18 protein-coding genes and 2 pseudogenes are annotated in these 18,939 nt (G+C 73.0%); 10 read left to right on the top strand and 10 right to left on the bottom strand.

All coding sequences use genetic code 11. The features are described 5' to 3' along the window. From ACZ6IM_RS15300 to ACZ6IM_RS15285, 4 genes and pseudogenes are all read right to left on the bottom strand, one after another. Positions 1 to 91, bottom strand: a pseudogene (locus ACZ6IM_RS15300) (hypothetical protein); the annotation flags it as partial. A gap of 21 nt (positions 92 to 112) precedes the next feature. Beyond that, on the bottom strand, positions 113 to 1,324 hold the full coding sequence (locus tag ACZ6IM_RS15295; protein WP_469556915.1) for a MalY/PatB family protein: 1,212 nt from the start codon (positions 1,322 to 1,324) through the stop codon (positions 113 to 115). A 2-nt stretch (positions 1,325 to 1,326) separates the two neighbouring features. Beyond that, on the bottom strand, positions 1,327 to 2,964 hold the full coding sequence (malX, locus tag ACZ6IM_RS15290) for a maltose/glucose-specific PTS transporter subunit IIBC (RefSeq protein ID WP_469556913.1): 1,638 nt from the start codon (positions 2,962 to 2,964) through the stop codon (positions 1,327 to 1,329). A 410-nt stretch (positions 2,965 to 3,374) separates the two neighbouring features. Beyond that, positions 3,375 to 3,998, bottom strand: coding sequence for a TetR/AcrR family transcriptional regulator (locus ACZ6IM_RS15285; protein ID WP_469556911.1), 624 nt, complete (start codon positions 3,996 to 3,998; stop codon positions 3,375 to 3,377). Between the two features lie 84 nt (positions 3,999 to 4,082). Here ACZ6IM_RS15285 and ACZ6IM_RS15280 point away from each other — a divergent pair, with 84 nt between their 5' ends. Further along, a complete protein-coding gene (locus ACZ6IM_RS15280) occupies positions 4,083 to 5,027 on the top strand; it encodes an aldo/keto reductase (protein ID WP_052841105.1) in 945 nt (314 codons plus the stop codon). Between the two features lie 9 nt (positions 5,028 to 5,036). Here the strand turns inward: ACZ6IM_RS15280 and ACZ6IM_RS15275 are convergent, their stop codons facing one another. After that, positions 5,037 to 5,570: a TetR/AcrR family transcriptional regulator gene (locus tag ACZ6IM_RS15275; protein ID WP_469557215.1), complete on the bottom strand. Its 534-nt coding sequence runs from the start codon at positions 5,568 to 5,570 to the stop codon at positions 5,037 to 5,039. A 22-nt stretch (positions 5,571 to 5,592) separates the two neighbouring features. Next, positions 5,593 to 6,429, bottom strand: coding sequence for an alpha/beta fold hydrolase (locus ACZ6IM_RS15270; protein WP_052841104.1), 837 nt, complete (start codon positions 6,427 to 6,429; stop codon positions 5,593 to 5,595). 167 nt (positions 6,430 to 6,596) lie between these two features. On the opposite strand from ACZ6IM_RS15270, the pseudogene ACZ6IM_RS15265 reads away from it, so the two are divergent. After that, positions 6,597 to 6,761, top strand: a pseudogene (locus ACZ6IM_RS15265) (MarR family transcriptional regulator); the annotation flags it as partial. Positions 6,762 to 6,887: 126 nt separating this feature from the next. Here ACZ6IM_RS15265 and ACZ6IM_RS15260 read toward each other — a convergent pair. Then, a complete protein-coding gene (locus ACZ6IM_RS15260) occupies positions 6,888 to 7,118 on the bottom strand; it encodes a hypothetical protein (protein ID WP_052841103.1) in 231 nt (76 codons plus the stop codon). 104 nt (positions 7,119 to 7,222) lie between these two features. Next, positions 7,223 to 8,266 carry a LacI family DNA-binding transcriptional regulator gene (locus ACZ6IM_RS15255; RefSeq protein WP_469556908.1) on the bottom strand — a complete coding sequence of 348 codons (1,044 nt, stop codon included), beginning with the start codon at positions 8,264 to 8,266 and terminating at the stop codon, positions 7,223 to 7,225. 253 nt (positions 8,267 to 8,519) lie between these two features. On the opposite strand from ACZ6IM_RS15255, the gene ACZ6IM_RS15250 reads away from it, so the two are divergent. From ACZ6IM_RS15250 to ACZ6IM_RS15215, 8 genes are all read left to right on the top strand, one after another. Continuing rightward, entirely contained in the window at positions 8,520 to 9,668 is a 1,149-nt protein-coding gene (locus tag ACZ6IM_RS15250) for a Gfo/Idh/MocA family protein (RefSeq protein WP_469556906.1), read from the top strand. Next, a complete protein-coding gene (locus ACZ6IM_RS15245) occupies positions 9,665 to 10,633 on the top strand; it encodes a DUF6807 domain-containing protein (protein ID WP_052841100.1) in 969 nt (322 codons plus the stop codon). The genes ACZ6IM_RS15250 and ACZ6IM_RS15245 overlap by 4 nt, the downstream gene beginning before the upstream one ends. Continuing rightward, a complete protein-coding gene (locus tag ACZ6IM_RS15240; protein WP_469556904.1) occupies positions 10,627 to 11,355 on the top strand; it encodes a cupin domain-containing protein in 729 nt (242 codons plus the stop codon). Before ACZ6IM_RS15245 ends, ACZ6IM_RS15240 begins: the two co-directional genes overlap by 7 nt. Positions 11,356 to 11,464: 109 nt before the next feature. Continuing rightward, positions 11,465 to 12,802 (top strand): ABC transporter substrate-binding protein, encoded by a 1,338-nt coding sequence (locus ACZ6IM_RS15235; protein ID WP_469556902.1) that lies wholly within the window; start codon positions 11,465 to 11,467, stop codon positions 12,800 to 12,802. Further along, positions 12,799 to 13,767 (top strand): carbohydrate ABC transporter permease, encoded by a 969-nt coding sequence (locus ACZ6IM_RS15230; protein WP_052841097.1) that lies wholly within the window; start codon positions 12,799 to 12,801, stop codon positions 13,765 to 13,767. The genes ACZ6IM_RS15235 and ACZ6IM_RS15230 overlap by 4 nt, the downstream gene beginning before the upstream one ends. Further along, on the top strand, positions 13,764 to 14,600 hold the full coding sequence (locus tag ACZ6IM_RS15225) for a carbohydrate ABC transporter permease (RefSeq protein ID WP_052841096.1): 837 nt from the start codon (positions 13,764 to 13,766) through the stop codon (positions 14,598 to 14,600). Before ACZ6IM_RS15230 ends, ACZ6IM_RS15225 begins: the two co-directional genes overlap by 4 nt. A gap of 5 nt (positions 14,601 to 14,605) precedes the next feature. Then, a complete protein-coding gene (locus tag ACZ6IM_RS15220; RefSeq protein WP_469556900.1) occupies positions 14,606 to 15,535 on the top strand; it encodes a hypothetical protein in 930 nt (309 codons plus the stop codon). A gap of 202 nt (positions 15,536 to 15,737) precedes the next feature. Beyond that, positions 15,738 to 16,763 carry a homoserine dehydrogenase gene (locus tag ACZ6IM_RS15215; RefSeq protein WP_469556898.1) on the top strand — a complete coding sequence of 342 codons (1,026 nt, stop codon included), beginning with the start codon at positions 15,738 to 15,740 and terminating at the stop codon, positions 16,761 to 16,763. A gap of 33 nt (positions 16,764 to 16,796) precedes the next feature. Here ACZ6IM_RS15215 and ACZ6IM_RS15210 read toward each other — a convergent pair whose 3' ends face one another. Then, a complete protein-coding gene (locus tag ACZ6IM_RS15210; protein ID WP_469556896.1) occupies positions 16,797 to 17,786 on the bottom strand; it encodes an NAD(P)-dependent alcohol dehydrogenase in 990 nt (329 codons plus the stop codon). Positions 17,787 to 17,907: 121 nt separating this feature from the next. Beyond that, on the bottom strand, positions 17,908 to 18,789 hold the full coding sequence (locus ACZ6IM_RS15205; RefSeq protein WP_469556894.1) for a GNAT family N-acetyltransferase: 882 nt from the start codon (positions 18,787 to 18,789) through the stop codon (positions 17,908 to 17,910). Positions 18,790 to 18,939 lie beyond the last annotated feature (150 nt).

Raw genomic sequence — 18,939 nt, 5'->3', positions numbered from 1 at the left:
GCGCCCCTCCGAACGGCGCCCCTCCGAACGGCGCCCCTCCGAACGGCGCCCCTCCGAACGGCGCCCCTCCGAACGGCGCCCCTCCGAACGGCGCCCCTCCGAACGGCGCCGCTCATGACCGCTCCGCGGGACCGAGCCGGCGCAGTGCCCGCACCAGCGCCCCGACGCCCGCCTCCGCCTTCGACCGGGGGCAGCCGACGTTGAGCCGTACCCGACCCGGGGAGCCGTAGGCCGCCCCGGGCATGACCGCCACCTTCTCCACCTCCACCAGCTCGCGTTGCAGTTCCGCGTCGTCGACGCCCAGCGGGCGCAGGTCGATCCACGCCAGGTAGCCCGCCTGCGGAGGCCGCCAGTCGAGCCGGGGGAACGCCTCGTGGAGACGGTCGGAGACCATCGCGAGGTTGCCCGCGAGATACGTCCGCAGCGCGTCCAGCCAGGGCGCCCCCTCGCGGTACGCGGCGATGTGACCGACCAGCGACAGCACCGCGGGGGAGGAGAGTCCGTCGGCGTCCTTGAGCTGCCGCAGGTAGGCGTCGCGCGAGACCGGGTCGCCGATGATCCCGTAACTGCCGGTCAGCGCCGGGATGTTGAAGGACTTGGACGCCGAAGTGACCACGGCCCAGCGGCCGTCGCCGCCGTGCCGCACCCACGGGCGGTGGACGTGCGGGGCGTACGCCAGGTCGGAGTGGATCTCGTCGCTGACGACTGCGACGCCGTGCCGGGCGCACAGCCGCGCCATCCGGTCCAGTTCACCGGCCGACCACACCCTGCCCGTCGGATTGTGCGGCGAACACAGCAGCAGTACGGCCGTGTCGGGGAGCGCCAGCAGCCGCTCCAGTTCCGCCCAGTCGTCCAGGGGGCACTCCAGCAGCCGCCGCCCGTTCGCGGACACGGTCTTGGGGAACGCGTCGTACATCGGGGTGTGGGCGACCACCCCGTCACCCGGCCGCGACCACAGGCGCAGCAGCTGGGAGACCTGGTAGACGACGGAGGGCGCGTAGACGACCGACCCGGGGTCCACGTCCGTGCCGTGCCGCGACGCGTACCAGTGGACGACCGCGGACAGGAAGTCGTCCTGGCGCCAGCGCGAGTAGCCGAGCACCCCGTGCTCCAGACGGCCGCGCAGCGCCGCCAGCACCTCGGGGGCGGTCTCGAAGTCCATGTCGGAGATCGTGAACGGCAGCAGGTCCGGTACGCCGAAACGGTCCTGCACGTAGTCCCACTGCGTGCACCAGGTGCCGCGCCGGTCCACCGGCGTGTCGAAGTCGTACGGCGCGGAGGCGGGCTCCGGCGTCCACGTGGCCGGTGACGAGTGCGGGGTCATGGTCAGCCCACCGGGATCATCGTCGCGATGGCGTCCTTCACGGACTGGACCTGCGGGCCGATGACGACCTGTACGTTGTGCCCGTCGAGCTTGATGACGCCCACGGCGCCCAGCTTCTTCAGCCGGGCCTCGTCGACCCGTTCGGCGTCGGCCACCGTCATGCGCAGGCGGGTGATGCAGTTGTCCAGGGACCGGATGTTGCCGGCGCCGCCGATCGCGTCGAGCATGGCGGCGGCGTCGTACTTCCCCGCGACCAGTTCGCGCGCCCGCTCCGGAGCGCGGCCGCCCCCGTCCTCGTCGTGCTCCTCGCCGTCTTCCAGGTCATCTGCCTCTCCGCGCTCGCCGTCCGCCGGCGGGTCCTCCCGGCCGGGCGTCTTGAGGTCGAAGCGGGTGATGGCCCAGCGGAACAGGAAGTAGTACGCGGCGAACCAGACCGCCGCGATCACCGGTACCAGGTACCACTTGGTCGTCGAGCCCTGGAGCACACCGAAGACGAGCCAGTCGATGACGTTGCCGTCGGTGTTGCCGATGAAGACGCCGAGCACGGCGGCGGTGAGGAAGCCCAGACCCACGAGGACCGCGTGGATGACGTAAAGCCACGGGGCGACGAAGAGGAACAGGAACTCCAGCGGCTCCGTGATGCCGCCGACCACGCAGGCGACCACGCCGGACACCAGCAGGGCCTTGATCTCCGGCCGCATCCGGCGCCTCGCGCAGTGGTACATCGCGAGCGCGGCGCCGGGCAGGCCGCCCAGGTAGGCGGCCATCTTGCCCTGGGAGAGGAAGTGCGTGGCGTCGGTGACGGCCGCGTTCGGCGCCGCCGAGCAGTCCAGCTGAGCGTAGAACAGGTTCAGCGCGCCGGAGACGTGGTCGCCGCACACCGTTCCCGAACCGCCGACGTCGGTGAAGCGGAACATGGCGACGAGGATGTGGTGCAGGCCGATCGGGCGCAGCAGGACCTCGCCCATGCCGAAGAAGAACGGCCCGAAGACCCCGGTGTGCCCGATGCCCCGGCCCACCGCGTTGATCCAGCCGTTGAAGGTCGGCCACACCAGCGGAATGAGCAGACCGAGCACGCTCAGCACCAGCGCCGAGACGATCGGGACGAAGCGCAGCCCGCCGAAGAAGGCCAGCGCGTCGGGCATCCGCTGGGTGCGGAAGCGCCGGTGGAGCAGGCTGACAACGATGCCAACGGCCACGGCGCCGAGCAGTCCCGTGTCGATGGACTGCACACCCAGCACGTCGGCTATGCCGTAGTGCTCGATCGCCTTCTCGTCCTCGAAGTCCACGCCCTTTGCGGTGAGGTAGAAGTTCACCGCGAGGTTCATGGCGACGAAGCCGACGAAGCCGGAGAACGCGGCGACGCCCTTGTCCTCCCGGGCGAGGCCGAGCGGAATGGCCATCGCGAAGAGCACGGGCAGGAACGTGAAGGCGACCAGACCCGTGTTGGCCATCCAGGTGAAGACGAGGTGGAAGCCCTCGCCCTTCAGGAAGGCAACGTTGTCAGTGACCGCGTCACTGGACAGCGAGGAGCCGATGCCGAGCATGATGCCGCAGAACGCGAGCAGGGCCACCGGGAGCATGAACGTCTTGCCGAGCCCTTGGAGGAATTCCCAGAGTGCGGCCTTGGTCTTCTGCATGTGTACGGAACTTTCGAGCCTGGGGGGACGGACCCGTCCGGCCGTCGTGAGGACGCGGGGGCGGGCCGGCGGGCGGTACGAGCGGCTGAGGACATGCCGCCGCAGGGATCACATCACAGCCGGTCGGCGACTGTCCACGGCGTCCCGCCGGACAGTGTTCTCCCGGTGCCGGGGGGCGCTCGCCGACGGCGCGGCCGACTCCCCACCACCAACGGCGGCCCCGCACCCTGTTGAGCGGCACGCCGGCCGGACGGGTCCGGCCGGCCTCCCGGTGTGCTCCCGGAGGAACGGTGGCCGTGCCTGCGATGCGGGACACCGGAGCGAGCGGCCTCCTTGCCCGGGTCGCCCGAGCGGGGGGCGGTCTCGACGCCCGCCGGTGACCCCGGCCCTTGCCGGGCCCCCGTCCCGTCTCAGGAAAGCGCGTGCGGGCGCAGGGCGTCGACGACGAGGTCGAGCAGGCGACCCGTCCGCTCCGGCTCGTCGTCGGCCGCCGTCGAGAGGAACACGCCGAGGAGCATCGCGGTGACGTCGTCGGCTTCGACGTCCGCGCGCAGGGAGCCCGTCCGTGCTCCTTCGGCGAGGAGGACGCCGATCGCGGCCGTGATGCGCTCCCGGGTGGCGACTGTCGCCAGGCGTCCGGACGCCCAGCCGCTGTGGAGGGTGTTGAGCATGGCGCGTTTCGTCGCGACGAACGTGGCGTAGCGCTCCATCCAGGCGCGCAGGGCCTGCTCGGGCGGGAGTTCGTCCAGCAGGGCCGGGGCGCTGTCGGTGACACCGTCCAGTTCGGCGGCGTAGACGGCCTCGACCAGTGCCTCCCGGGTGGGGAAGTGGCGGTAGAGGGTGCCGATGCCGACCCCCGCGTCGCGGGCGATGCCTTCGAGCGGAACGGTGTCGTCCGCGGCGGTGAAGGCGGCGCGTGCGGCGGCGAGGAGGTTCTCGCGGTTCCGCCGCGCGTGTGCGCGCAGCGGGCGGTCCGCGTTCGTCGGCTGCCGGGGCTGGTCGGCGGCGGGCGTCGGTTCCTGGTCCGGACTCAAAACGGAGGACCCTCCGGTAGTGCTACATTCGGCTTGACGGAGGCTCCTCCGTTTTTGCCATCTTCTCATGAGGGCGGACTTCCCATGACGTCAAACGGCACTTCTCTCCCGGTCACGGCCGAGGGCACTCCCCGTCCCGGCGGCGCGGGGACGCTCGCGGGCCGCACCGTCTCCCGGATCGGGTACGGCGCGATGCAGCTGGAGCGTCTGCACGCCGACCGTGGCGCCGCGGTCGCACTGGTGCGCCGCGCGGTGGAACTCGGCGTCGACCACTTCGACACCGCCCAGTTCTACGGCAACGGCTTCGTCAACGAGGTCCTCCGGGAGGCGCTGGGCGCCACGGACGACGCCGTGGTGGTGACCAAGGTCGGCGCGACTCCCGACTCCGGCGGTCCGCTTCCCCTGCGGCTCGCCCAACGGCCCGAGGAACTGCGGGCCGACATCGAGGACAACCTCCGGAGCCTGGGCACCGACCGCCTCGCGGTCGTCAACCTGCGCCGCGCCGACACCGGTCCCGGACTCCGTGCGGAGGGCGATCAGCTGGTCGACATCGACGACCAGCTCGCGGTGCTGACGGAGCTGCGGGACGAGGGCAAGATCGGCGCCATCGGGCTCAGTGCCGTCACCCTGGACGGACTGCGCCGCGCCCTGCCGGCGGGCGTCGTCTGCGTGCAGAACTCCTACAGCCTGGTCAGCCGCGCGGACGAGGACATGCTCCGGCTGTGCGCCGCCGAAGGCATCGCCTGGGTGCCCTACTTCCCGCTCGGCGGCGCCTTCCCGGGCATGCCCAAGGTCGCCGACGAGCCCGCCGTCCAGACCGCGGCACGGGCGCTCGGTGCCACGCCGGCCCAGGTGGGGCTCGCCTGGCTGCTCCATCACGCCGCGAACGTCCTGCTCATCCCCGGCACGGCGGACCCCGGCCACCTGGAGGCGAACATCGCCGTCGGACGGCTCGTCCTGGACGGGGCGGGCGTCGCCGCGCTCGACGCCGTGCCCAGCCGCTCCGCGGACCACGTCCGGCTCGGCTGAGCGAGGGCCTCACATGGCGCGCAGGCCCCGGTCGGCGAAGGCGACGAGCCAGTCGAAGCTCTCGTTGACGTCCGTGCTCCACTGGAAGGCGTGTGCCGCCTCCAAGGTGGCGAAGCCGTGGCAGAGACTGCGCAGCATGCGCAGGGCGTGGTTCACGGCCGAGCCGTCGATCTCGTAGCCGCGCAGGACGGCGGTGAACGCGTCGAGCAGCCGCCCTCCCGCCGCGGCCAGGGGATCGTCCGGGCCGGACGGTTCCTGGCCGATCGTCGCCGCGTACCGGCCGGGGTGCTCCACGACGAAGGCGCGGAAGGCGCGTGCCGCGGCCGCCAGGGCGTCGCTGCCCGCCCGGCCCTGCACCGCACTGCCGACGGCGTCGGCGGTCTCGTCGAGGGCCAGCGTCGCGATCCGCCGGATCAGGTCGTCCTGACCCGCCACGTGCTTGTACAGGGACGGGGTGCGCACGCCGAGCCGGTCGGCCAGCAGTCCCATCGTCAGTTTGCCGAGGCCCACCTCGTCGGCGAGGGCCGCACCCGCGCCGACCACGGCCACCCGGTCCAGGCCCGCCCTAGGCACGGGCGGCGTCCGAGCGCAGGAAGGCGAGCAGGAGCGCCACCACCCGGTCGGGGAACTGGTGGTGCGGGTAGTGGCCGGCGCCCTCGATCATCTCCAGGCGGCCGAGGCCGGACGGCAGTGCGTCGACGACGGCCGAGCCCTCGGCGTGCGGGTCGGCCCAGTCGGGGTCGAGCGTGCCCATCACCACCAGGACCGGGCAGCGCACGTCGCCGAGCCGGGCGCCGGCGTCGGTCGGCGCGCTGCGGCCCATGGCCTGCATGGCCTTCATCCGGCCCGGCTCACGCAGCCGGGTCTCGACGAGGGCCAGCCGCTCGGCCCAGTCGGCCGGTTTCACCCCGGGGTAGGCGACGTCGAGGTACGAGCGCCAGAGCGGCAGACTGCCGAAGAGGCCCGCGCCGAGCAGCCGCACCATGCCGCGCCGGAACCGCCGCACCCGCAGGTCGCCGAGCCGGACCGACTGCTTGCGGGTGAACGGCGCCAGTTCGACCACCGAGGTGACGAGCGAGGGCTCCCGCGCCGCCGCGATGGTGGCCGCGCCGCCGGAGACCGAGTGGCCGACGAGCACGGCCGGGCCGCCGAGGTGGCGGATCAGGGCGAGCAGGTCGCCGGCGATGTCACTGCGGCTCCAGGCCGGCCAGTCGACGCTGGACTCGCCGCAGCCGCGCAGGTCGACCGCGGCCACCCGGTAACCGGCCGTCACCAGCTGGGGAACCATGGCGCGGTAGGCGTCCCGGCTGTCGCCCATGCCGTGCGCGAGCACGACCAGCGGGCCCGTCCCCGTCACCTCGTAGGCGATCGTTCCACCGTCGACGGCAAGGTACTCGGTCATGGCAACCCCCAGATGCGGCTAATGAAGTTAGCTAAAAGCTATTCCTGTTAGCCGAACCTGTCAATGCGTCCGCGGGGCCGACTTGGTTCCCGGGCCCGGGCGGTCGCGTCCGGCCTCGGTCCGCGGGCCGACCGGTTCAGCGACCCGCGCGCGGCCGAAGACGGGAGCTGAGCGCCTCGCGGTTGCTGGTCGCGGTGTCCGCACGCTCTCTCGCCGAGGCGACCACCAAGCTGGTCACGCTCGCCGAACAGCCGCAGGTCGCGGTGTCCACGGCGATGCGGACCGTCGATCGTCCGATCGCGGCGGGCCCGGCCGCCCGGCAGCTCACTCCCCTGGGCCCGGCCCGTCCGTCGGGCTGGCCAACGGGCCTCCTGGCGCTCACAACGAGTGACCCGGGCGGCTCCCGTGTGCCGGACGGCGAGCGGCTGTCGGGCGGACGGTGCGAGGCGGGCGGCCGTTCAGTCCAGGGAGAGCGGCGGCCGTATCGCTCGCTCCAGGGCCCGTTCCACCTCGCGGCGCGGCACGCCCTGTTCCTCCGCGTAGGCGGTGATGCCCTGGACCAGGGCGGCGGTGGCGTCCGACCAGACCGCCAGGGCGACCGTGGCGTTCTCACCGGCGTTGTCGCGGTAGCGGTTGTCCGCCGCCTCGACGGCTCGCTGGAGTTCGATCAGGCGTCTCGGGATGTCCATGGTGACGAGCCTAGGAGCGATGATCATGGATTTCAGTGGCCGGTCGAACGTGGTCGCCCCCAGTGGGGGCAGTCGTTCTTGCCCTCGCCGTTGCCCGTCGGATCTCAGGCGTCCAGCGCGCGTCGCCCACCCGACGTGGACTCCCGCTCCGCCAGCCAGTGCGGCGCCACGTGCACCTCGAACGGCAGGGGTGACCGGGACCGGATCCGGGCCGCCAGGCACTTCACGGCGAGTGAGGCGATGGCGGCCTTGTCGGGGACCACGGTCGTCAGGGAGGGCGTGCAGTACAGCGCCTCCTCGGAGCCGTCGATGCCGGCGACGGCGACATCGCCGGGAATGGCCAGCCCCGCCTCGTGCAGGGCGCGTTGGGCGCCCACGGCCAGCAGGTCGCTGAAGCAGAAGACGGCGTCGGGCCGGTCGCCGGCGGGCAGTGCGACGAGTCGGCGCATCGCCAGCAGTCCGTTGCGGCGGTCGAACTCCTCGATCCGGGGTGCGAGCCGGGGGTCGAAGGGCAACCCGGCCTCGTGCAGGGCGCGTTGGTATCCCTCCAGACGCTGGCGGCTGGTCGCGGAGCCCTGGCGGTCCACGCCGATCGCGGCGATCCGGGTACGTCCCAGGCCGATGAGGTGGGCCGTGAGCTCACGGGCCGCCGCCACGTTGTCGATCAGCACGTGGTCGGCGACGACACCGTTGCGTCCGTAGGTGCGCTCGCCGAGCAGGACCAACGGGAACTCGTCGGTGGCGGAGGCGAGTTCGTCGGGCGTGACGCGCAGCGGGGAGAGGATCACCCCGTCCAGCAGCGAGGCGCCGACCCCGCCCGCCAGACGCAACTCCTCGGCGGCGTCGCCCAGTGACTCCTCGATGAGGACGGTCAGGCCGAGCCGGGTGGCCTCGCCGCGCACATGGTGGGCGAGTTCGGCGAAGTAGGGCGTCGCCAGCTCCGGGACGACGAGGGCGATGAGGCCACTGCGCCCCGTACGCAGCCTGCGCGCCGAGGGGTTCGGCCGGTAGCCGAGCTCGTCCACCGCCCGCATCACCCGCGAGCGCGTGGCGTCGGACACGTGCGGGGCGCCGCGTACAACGTTGGACACCGTCTTGATCGACACCCCCGCGCGCTCCGCCACGTCCTTCAGTCTCACCGCGGCCACAGCCCGCCCCCTTGCCGAAGTCTGCGCAGATCATGCCCCTGCGTGCCGCCCCTGTCAGTCCGTGAACCGGGCGCCGACTCTTTTGCGGACAGAGGGTTGACCTTGCGGACGCACGCCGGTTACAACGTTGGAACACCACGATAGCAAGCGGTTGCTGCGAGGCGGCGCCGACGTCCTCCGCCTGCCCGCGCATCGCCCAACCACCGCGTGTCGCGCAGCGCCCAGCCCCCGTCCGGCTCACGAGAGGGTCCGCATGTCTTCGCACGCACCGAACGCGCCGCTGCGCACAGCAGTGGTCGGCACGGGAGCCATCGCCCGGTCCAGTCACCTGCCCGCTCTGAGGAAACTGGCCGCCGAGGGCGAGGTGGAGGTCGTCGCCGCGGTCGACGTGGACGGCCCGGCGGTGCGTGCCTTCGCCGACGAGTTCGGGATCCCGCAGGCGTCCACCGACCTCGACGCCGTGCTGACCGAGGCGCGCCCGGATCTCGTCGTGCTGTGCACCCCGCCCGCCGTGCACCGCGAGCAGGCCGTGGCCGCGCTCACTGCCGGGGCCTGGGTGTGGTGCGAGAAGCCGCCCTGCCCCTCACTGGCCGACTACGACGCCGTCGAGGCGGCCGAGCAGGGCGACGATGCGGGGCCGTACGCCTCCGTCGTCTTCCAGCACCGCTTCGGATCCGGCGCCCGTCACGTCCGCGCGCTGCTGCGCGGCGGCGCGCTGGGCCGGCCGCTGGTGGCCCATTGCCAGACCACGTGGTACCGGAACCAGGCGTACTACGCGGTGCCCTGGCGCGGCCGCTGGGCCACCGAGGGCGGCGGACCGGCCATGGGACACGGCATCCACCAGACAGACCTGCTGCTGGACCTGATGGGCCCGTGGTCCGAGGTGCGCGGCATGGCCGCCCGGCTCGTGCACGACGTGGAGACCGAGGACGTCTCCACCGCACTGGTCCGCTTCGCCGACGGAGCCGTCGCCACCCTCGTCAACAGCGTGCTGAGTCCGGACGAGGTGAGCCGGATCCGCATCGACTGCGAGCTGGCCACGGTGGAGCTGACCCACCTGTACGGCTACCGCAACGGGGACTGGCGCATCACCCCGGCGCCCGGCGTCCCCGAGGAGACCGCCGCCGCCTGGCGCGACTTCGGCGTCGACGAACCCAGCTCGCACCAGGCCCAACTGCGCGTACTGGTCGACGACATCCGGCACGGCCGCCGCCACCCGACCAGCGGTGCGGGAGGCCGCCGGACCATGGAGTTCATCACCGCCCTGTACAAGTCCGCGTTCACCGGCACGACCGTCCGCGCGGGCGACATCGGTCCCGGCGACCCGTACTACACCGAACTGCACGGCGGAGCCCGGGGCTGGGCGCCGGCCGTCACCCACGAGGAAGAGGACCACGCATGACGCTCGCCCTGACCCACGTCCACGGAGACCGCATCACCGTGGCCCACGAGGCGGCCGGAACCGAGCTGTTCTCCTACGTGTACCGCCCGGAGGCCGACTGGGAGGCGCCCAAGCCGTACCTCCACCCGATCAGGACCCTGTCCGGCGGACTGGTCACGGACTACCGGCCCAACGACCACCGCTGGCACAAGGGGCTCCAGCTGACCGCCTCCCACCTGTCCGGACAGAACCTGTGGGGCGGCAACACCTATGTGCACGGCGAGGGTTACCTCGCGCTGCCGGAGCGGGTCGGCTCGATGGCCCACGTGGCCTTCGAGGAGGTCGGCGCCGAGGGGGACCGCGCCGTCATCGCCGAGCGGCTGACCTGGCACCCGCACGACGGTGAGCTGTGGGCCGAGGAGGAGCGCCGTATCGAGGTCCGCGACGTCGATCCCGACACCGGCAGCTGGACGCTCACCTGGACCTCGGCGGTGACCAACCGGCGTGCCGAAGCACTGCGGTTCGGCAGCCCCACCACCCACGGACGTCCCGCCGCCGGATACACCGGGCTGTTCTGGCGCGGGCCACGCGCCTTCCGCGGCGGCCGGGTCTTCACGGCGGAGCCGGCCAACTCGGCGGACCCGGTCGGCTCCACCGGTCCGGGCGAGTCCTCCGAGACCGACCCGATGGGCTCCCAGGCCCCCTGGCTGGCCTACGTCGGGGAGCACGACGGACGGGACGGCCACGCCACGCTCGTCTTCGAACACGCCCCCTCCAACGACCACTCGGGCCAGAAGGGCACCCACCCGGCGCACTGGTTCGTGCGCAGCGACCCCTTCGCCGCGGTCGCCCCGTCCTGGGCCTTCCACGAGGAACTGGTCCTGCCGCCCGGCGAAACCCTCTCCCGGACCTACCGCGTCGTCGTCGCCGACGGCGCCTGGGACCGCGCGCGGATCGCCGCGCACCTGGCGGGACTCGCGTGGTGAGCCCGGCGTACGACGGCTTCCCGGCGGCGGTCGGCGTGTCCCGCCTGACGGTGTACGACTGGCCGACCGTGGAAGGGCTGCCCGGCGGCGGCACCCCGCACCTGCACCTGACGTGCAGCGAGGGCTACGTCGTCACGGCGGGCCGGGGCGCGGTGCAGACCCTGACCACCTCCGGCTTCGAGCAGACGCCCCTGGAGCCGGGCAGGGTGGCCTGGTTCACGCCCGGCACGATCCACCGCCTCGTCAACGACGGGGGACTGGAGATCACCGTCGTGATGCAGAACAGCGGCCTGCCCGAGGCGGGCGACGCCGTCCTCACCCTGCCCCAGGACCGCCTCGCCGACCCCGACACCTACGCCGACGCGATCCGCATCCCGGCGGACCGGCCCGAGGCGGAGCAGGCGGAGGCCGCCCGCGCCCGCCGCGACCTGGCGACCCGGCGCTTCCTCGAACTCCGCGAGGCCACCGAGAGCGGCGACCCGGAACCGCTGGCGGCGTTCCAGCGGGCCGCCGCCGAGCTGGTGCGGCCCCGGCTGGACGAGTGGGAACGGCGCTGGCGCGAGGGCGCGCACGCGGCCGCCGAGGCGACCCGGGCCCAACTCGACGCCCTGCGCGGCAAGGACGACGGACACCTCACCGCCGCCCGGGTGTCGGCGACGGGGCCCGCGGCCCGCGGACGCTTCGGAATGTGCGGCAGGCTGGCCGTCTACCCGGGCATCTGAGCCCGCCCCCACCGGCTCGCCCACCCGCACTCTCCCGTGTCCGGAACAGCGCGCTCCGACCGAGCCGCGCACCTCCCCCCACCCATCCCCGCACCCCGGGAAGGCCCCCATGCCCGAACCCCGAAGCGGTCGGCGCCGACTCCCCAACCGCCGGGCCGTCCTGGCCACGGCCGCCGTCGCCCTCAGCACCGCGCTGACGGCATCGCTCAGCGCGTGCTCCTCCTCCGGCGAGGCGTCGTCCGAAGGAGTCACCCTCACCTTCTCCTGGTGGGGCAACGACGACCGCGCCGAACGCACCAAGAAGGCCGTGGAACTCTTCGAGCGGGAACACCCCGGCATCACCGTCCGCACCTCGAACGCCGACTTCGGTTCCTACATGCAGAAACTGGCCACCCAGGCGGCCGGCGGCGGCATCCCCGACGTGGCGCAGCTCGACTACCGCCAGATCTCCCAGTACTCGGGCGGCGGCGCGCTCCTGCCGCTCGACGACGCCGTCGAGGGCGGCACGATCCGCACCTCCGAGATGGACGAGGAGTTCCTGCGCACGGGCACCTACGAGGGTCAGCAGTACGCCGTGCCCATGGGCCGCGGCATCACCGGCTACGCCTACGACTCCAGGATCTACGCACAGGCCGGCATCCCCGCCCCCCGGCCCGACTGGACCTGGGAGCAATGGGCCGACGCCAACCGGAAGATCGCCGCCCTGGGTCTGGAGGCCCCCGACGGACGCACCGTGGTGGGCGCCAACGACAACGGTGTCAACGAGGACGTCTTCGAGGACTGGCTGCGCGGCCGCGGCGGGAAACTGTACGCGAGCCAGACGAAGCTCGGCTTCACCGAGGACGACCTCACCGAGTTCTGGACCTTCTGCGACAGGCTGCGCGAGGAAGGCAGCGTCGCCGAGGCCCCGGACACCGCGCAGGCCGACACCACCGAGACGTCGCCCATGGGCCGCGGTCTCGCCGCCGCCGACTTCACCTGGGACGCGCCGTTCCCCGGATACACCGCGCTGCTCGGCGACCACGTCCACTTCGCCCCGGTCCCCACCACCGACGGTCGCCAGGGCGCGTACTTCAAGCCCTCCATGCTCCTCGGCGTCGGGGCGCACACCGATCACCCCGAGGAGGCGACCGCGCTCGTCGACTTCCTCCTCAACGACGAGCGGGCCGGCGACATCCTCGGCTTCACCCGGTCGACGCCCCCGAACCGCAAGATCGCCGCGCGCGTGGCCAAGACCCTCGAAGGAGCAGAGCGGGAGATCTACGACTACGCGCAGAAGATGGAGAAGTACGGACTGGACGCCCCGCCCACCGCGCCGCCCCGGGGCGACGTCGCCATCCAGACCGCCTTCAAACGCGCCTACCAGCGGGTCATGTACGAACTGACCTCCCCGCGCGAGGCGGCGCGCGAACTCATCGACGAGGCCAACCGGGAGCTGCGGTCATGAGCACGATATCGACCAGGGCGCCCGCGCGCGCCGACCGCACGGCGCCACCACGGCCGCCGGCCGGACGCCGGCGCGGGCGCCGCGAACAGCAGTGGCCCGCCTACGTGTTCCTCACGCCGTGGATGCTGGGCGCGGCCGTGCTGACGCTGGTGCCCATGGCCGTGTCGCTGTACCTGTCCTTCACGGACTACAACCTCTTCGACCCACCGCACTGGGTGGGCCTGCGCAACTACACGGAGATGCTCACCGAGGACCCCCGCTTCTGGCGCTCGGTCGGCACCACCCTGCTGTACGTCGTCGTCGCCGTGCCGCTCAAACTGGCCCTCGCACTCGGGGCGGCCCTGCTCCTCAAGAGCCTCGGCCGCGGGCGCGCCTTCTACCGCTCCGCCTTCTACGCGCCCTCGCTGCTCGGGGCGAGCATGACGATCGCGCTGGTGTGGCGGGCGCTGTTCAACGACGGCGGCTCCGTCGCCCACGTCCTGGGCGCGGTCGGCATCGACACGGGCGGCTGGGTGGGCGACCCGGACCTGGCGGTGTTCGTCATCGTCCTGCTGACGGTGTGGCAGTTCGGCGCGCCCATGGTGATCTTCCTCGCCGGACTCCAGCAGATCTCGCCCGAGCTGTACGAGGCGGCGGCGCTGGACGGCGCGGGCCGCCTGCGGCAGTTCGTCTCGGTCACCGTGCCGATGCTGTCCCCGGTCGTCTTCTTCAACCTGGTCCTGGAGATGATCCAGTCCTTCCAGGTGTTCACCCCGGCCTTCGCGGTCAGCGGCGGCAGCGGCGGCCCGGCCGACTCGACGATGTTCTACACGCTCTACCTCTACGAACGCGGCTTCACCGCCTCCCACATGGGCTACGCGGCGGCCATGGCATGGCTGCTGCTGATCGCCGTCGCCGTCATCACCCTGATCCTGTTCCGGACCTCCAGGTCCTGGGTCTTCTACGCGGACGAGGAGGGACGATGAACCCCACCACCAGGCGATGGCTGCCGCACACGCTCGCCCTCGCGGGACTGCTCGTCCTGCTGTACCCCCTGGCCTGGCTGCTCGCCACCTCCCTCAAACCGGCCGACGAGGTGGTGACCAGCCTGGACCTGTGGCCCAGCCACCTGGAGTGGTCGAACTACACGACCGCCCTGGACGGGGTCTCCGGTGTCCCGGTGAGCCGGCTGCTGTGGAACTCCCTGCTGATCGCGGGCGGCGCCGTCGTCGGCAACGTGCTCTCCTGCTCCCTGGCCGCCTACGCCTTCGCCCGGCTGCGCTTCCGGATGCGCAAGGCGATGTTCGCCTTCATGGTCGCCACCCTCATGCTGCCGCACCACGTCGTGCTGATCCCGCAGTACATCATCTTCAACCGGCTCGGCATGGTGGACACCTACTGGCCGCTGATCCTGCCGAAGTTCCTGGCCACCGAGGCGTTCTTCGTCTTCCTCATCGTCCAGTTCATGCGCGGACTTCCCCGCGAGCTGGAGGAGTCGGCCCGCATCGACGGCTGCGGCGCCTTCCGCACGTACTGGTCGCTCACGCTGCCGCTGAGCCGGCCGTCGCTGATCACCACGGCGATCTTCACGTTCATCTGGACCTGGAACGACTTCTTCACGCAGATGATCTACCTGTTCGCGCCGGAGAAGTTCACCATCACCCTGGCCCTGCGCAGCTTCGTCGACCAGTCCAGCACCTCCGCCTACGGCCCCATGTTCGCCATGTCGGTGCTCTCCGTACTGCCGATCGTGCTGTTCTTCTTCGTGTTCCAGCGCTACCTGGTGCAGGGCATGGCCACTTCCGGACTGAAGGGCTGACCCCCATGACCCAGACGCCCGCACTCCCGCCGAACGGCCGCAGGGAGCCCCGAGAGGTCTTCTCGGCCGGCTTCACCCTCTTCGCCGACATGCTGCTGGTGGGCCTGCTCACCGCCGTGGCCTGCCTGCCCGTCGTCACCGCACCGGCCGCGTTCGCCGCCGCCTCGGCCACCCTGCGCCGGGCCGCCGAGGACGCGGTGCCCGTCGACACCGGCACGTACGCCGGGCACCTGCGCGCCCGGCTGACCCGCGGCTCACTCGCCGGCGGGCTGGCCGTACCGCTCCTCGCCGGCGTCCTGCTGGTGGACTCCGCGCTGACCCGCGCCGCCCTGCCCGGCGCGGACCTCGTGGCACCCGCGCTGGCGCTGCTCACCCTCGGCATCGCGACAGTGGCCCTGCGCACGACCGCGCTGCCGGCACCGCACGCGCTGTCCCCGCGCGAGGGTCTCCTGCGCTCCCTCGTAGATCTCCGCGGCACCTTCCTGCTGGCCGGCGCGGTCGTTCTGGCCGCGCTGCTCGCCTGGTCGATCCCGGTACTGATCCCCCTCCTGCCCGGCCCGCTGGCCTTCGCGGCCACCGTGGTGGACCTGCGTCCCACGGGGGAGGAGGCGCGCCCGGCCGCGGGCCCCGGTACTCGAAACCGAGTACATACAACGGTCGCCGCCGACGACGACGGGGCGGGGCGGGGCGGACCGCCCGGTGAAGCTGGAGAGGTTCCCCAGATCAGATGCGGAGACCTCTCCGCGAGCGCCCGGATCGTGCTCGTCGCACCGGACGGACGGAAGGTCACGGCGACCGAGTACCGGGCGGCGATCGACACCCTGGTCGCCGAGGTGGCCGACGGACCGCAGGTCGCCGCGGTCTCCGATCCCCTCGACCCGTCGACGGTCAGCGAGGACGGGTCCCACGGCGTACGCCACCGGTGGTGCTGCTGATCACCTTCGGCTCACTGGCGGCCGCCGGACTGCCGCTGATCACGACCCGCTGACCGTACGCACCCGCGTCCAGCGCGCCAAGACCGAGCTCGGCGCCCGGGACCGCGCCCAACTGGCCGCCCACGCCTACCGCTCCGGGCTCGTACGGCCGCCCCGCCGACGGTCCGCGGTACGGGCGGTGATGTGAGAAGATCCCGGACCCATGGGTGAAGCGACACGAGCGACGGAAGCGACACGGGCCGATGTGGTCCTCGCCGGGTACGGCCCGGTCGGGCGGGCCTTCGCCGACCGGCTGGTCCGGGACGGCGACACGCTCGCACGCCGGCACGGCGTACGGCCGCGGGTGGCCGCCGTACGCGCGAGCGCGGCCCAGGGCCGGCCGGGCGCGGACGGGGCGCTGCCGCCGCGCTCGCAGTGGGGTCCCGTGCGCCCGCTGGAGGAGACCCTCGACCGCACCGGCGCGCGGGTGTTCGTCCAGGCCGTCCCGTCCTCGCCCGGACCGCGGGAGCGCGCCGCACAGGAGGCGGTGACCGCACTGCGCCGGGGCGTCCACGTGGTGACGGCCACCAAGAGCCACCTGCTCACCCACTGGCGGGAACTCGACGCGGCCGCACGGGCGGGCGGCAGCATGATCAGGATCTCCGGGGCCACCGGGGCGGCCCTCCCGGCGGGCGACCTGTCGCGGACCTCCCTGCGCGGCCTGGACTGCCGGACGATCCGCGCCTGCCCCAACGGCACCGTCACCTTCGTCCTCGACCGCCTCGCCGAAGGCGACACGCTGGACGACGCGATCCGCGCCGCGCGGCTGCGGGGCATCGCGGAGGCGGACCCCTCGGCGGACCTGTCGGGCGAGGACGCGGCCACCAAGGTGCGGCTGCTGGCCGCGCTGGCCTGGGGCTGGGACCCGGCCGAGGTGCGCGTGCGGGCGCAGCCCGTCGACACGAGCACCGCCGGCCGGGCCCTGGACGCGGCGGCCCGGTCCCGTCGGCTGCGGGCGGTCGCCGGTGCGTCGGTGGCCGAGCCCGGCATCGTGCGCGTACGGCTGGAGGAGACGGAGCCGGGGGACCCGCTGCATGCACTGACCGGGCCCGAGAAGGCCGTCGTCTTCGGCTGTCCGGACGCGGGCGACGTGACCGTGAGCGGTGGCCGGTCGAGCCCGGTGGGCGCGGCGCTGGCCCTGGTGAGGGACACCGTCGAGGTCACGGCCCCGCGCGCGGGTTTCTGCTGAAGCGCGGCCACGACGACTCCCTTCGCGGGACGCTCACGACACGGTGATCACCGTCTTGCCGCGGGCGTGCCCCTTCTCGACGTGCCGTACCGCCTGCGCCGTGTCGGCCAGGGCGAAGGTCCGGCCGACCACGGGCGTGAGCTGCCCGGCCTCGACGAGGGCGGCGAGGGCGAGCAGGTCCTTGTGGGCCGGCCCGTCCGGTGTCGCGGGGAGGATCGGACGCAGCCGCTGCCGCGTGACCGCGTTGACCGCCGCCAGCTGCAGCATGGCGCCGATCGCTCCGAACACGCGGCCGGGCGAGCCGCCGCCGTTGGCCACCAGGACGCCCGCGGGGGCGAGCGCCCGGCGCAGCCGGCCCAGCGGGTGGTTGCCGACGTTGTCCAGGATGACGTCGTAGCGCTCGCCTCCGTCGGTGAAGTCCTGTCGGGCGTAGTCCAGGACGTGGGCCGCGCCCAGCGAACGCACCAGGCCGGCGTTGCCGGCGCTGCACACCCCGGTGACCTCGGCGTCCAGGACCGCCGCGATCTGCACCGCGAAGGTGCCCACTCCGCCGCCCGCGCCGTTGACCAGGACCCGCTGCCCGGGACGTACGCGGCCGACGGTCCGGATGCCGCGCAGTGCGGTCACCGCGCCCATCGGCAGCGCCGCGGCCTGTGCGAAGGTCAGGCCGCCGGGCACGGGCACCAGCAGCGGTGCAGAGGTGCGCGCGTACTCGGCGAAGGCACCGGGGCAGAAGCCCAGTACCGGATCGCCGGGGCCGAGCCCCCGCACGCCCGCGCCGACCCGCTCCACCACCCCGGCCGCGTCGATGCCGGCCACCCGGGACTTCGGCCGGGTCAGCCCCATGCCGCCCGTCAGCCGCGCGGCGTACGGGTCTCCGCGCAGCATGTGCCAGTCGTAGGGGTTCACCGCGGCGGCGCGCACCCGCACCAGCACCTCGCCGTCCCCGGCGTGAGGCTGGTCGATGTCCCGCAGCCGCAGACTGTCCGGCGGGCCGAACCGCTCCTGGACCACTGCCTTCATCGGCCTTTCACCATCCTCTCGGAGCCCTCGGGACCGCTCCGGGCCGCGCGGTGAGGGCACCGTAGGGGCGCGGCCCACCGCCGTCAACGGCCGTACGGGGCGGCCCGGTTCACCGGTGCGTCTACGGATGCCGGACGGTGTGGGCGAAGTCGTAGGCGCAGAAGTCGGCGAGCGGGACGTAACCGATGCGCCGGTACAGGGCGTTGCTGGTGCGGTTGGCGGGATCCGTGTACAGCACCACCTCCGTCGCGCCGGCGGCCAGTGCGGCACGGCTGACCTCGACCGTCACGGCGCCCGCGTAGCCGCGACCGCGATGCCGGGCCGGGGTGTAGACGGGGTCGATCCGGACCTGCCCGCCGACCAGAGGGTTCGCGCCCGCCATGGAGACGGGTGTGCCGTCCGGGGTCTCCCAGAAGGTGTAGCGCTTCTCGGCGAAGCGGGTGCCGTCCCAGGACGCGGCGTCGATGGTCACTTCCTCGCCGACGTCCGTGGCGAACTCACGGCACCAGCGCATGAGGTGCCCGTGCTCCCGCTCGCCCACGGGCCGGCCCCGGCCCGCCGGAAGGGGCTGCGGCGGGGTGAGCGTGCCGAGCCGGTGGAGACGGGCTCCCCAACAGCGCACGGATGCGGCGCCGGTGTGCCGTCGCCAGGCCTCGGCGAACGCGGTGGCGGTCGCGTCGTCCGACAGGACGCCGGAGGGGCGCAGGCCGAGGCCGAGCAGATGGGTGGCGAAGCGGTCGGCCTGCCCGGGGGAGAGGGCGGTGAGGGTCAGCCGGCCGGCCGGCGGGCGCAGGAACGCGGCGCGGACCTCGCCGCCCTCCTCCAGCCACCCGAAGCCGGTGGCTCCCGCCCCGGACGCGGCAGCGCCCCCGCCGCGCGTGCGCAGCTTCTCGATCGCCGACAGGTGAGTGGTGTTCGGGGCGGGGCGCGAGCACAGGAAGTCCCAGGCCCCGGCCAGGAAGTCGTCGAGATCTTCGGTGAGGTGCCAGCGGTCCGTTCGCATGCCTCATGGTCCCCCAACCGCCGGGAGCCGGGGGGATGTTCGTGCGGAAGCACGTCAGAGGACTGCGGGGCGGAGATGGGTGGCGTTCGGGGAGGGGTTCGCGCTCCGGCGGACCAGGGGGCGCGGTGTCCCGCCGGTGGACGGCTGTGC

The organism is Streptomyces sp. NPDC042336, from assembly GCF_055581985.1.
Note: the sequence above shows the minus strand (reverse complement) of the source record. Positions and strands in the feature narration are given on the sequence as shown.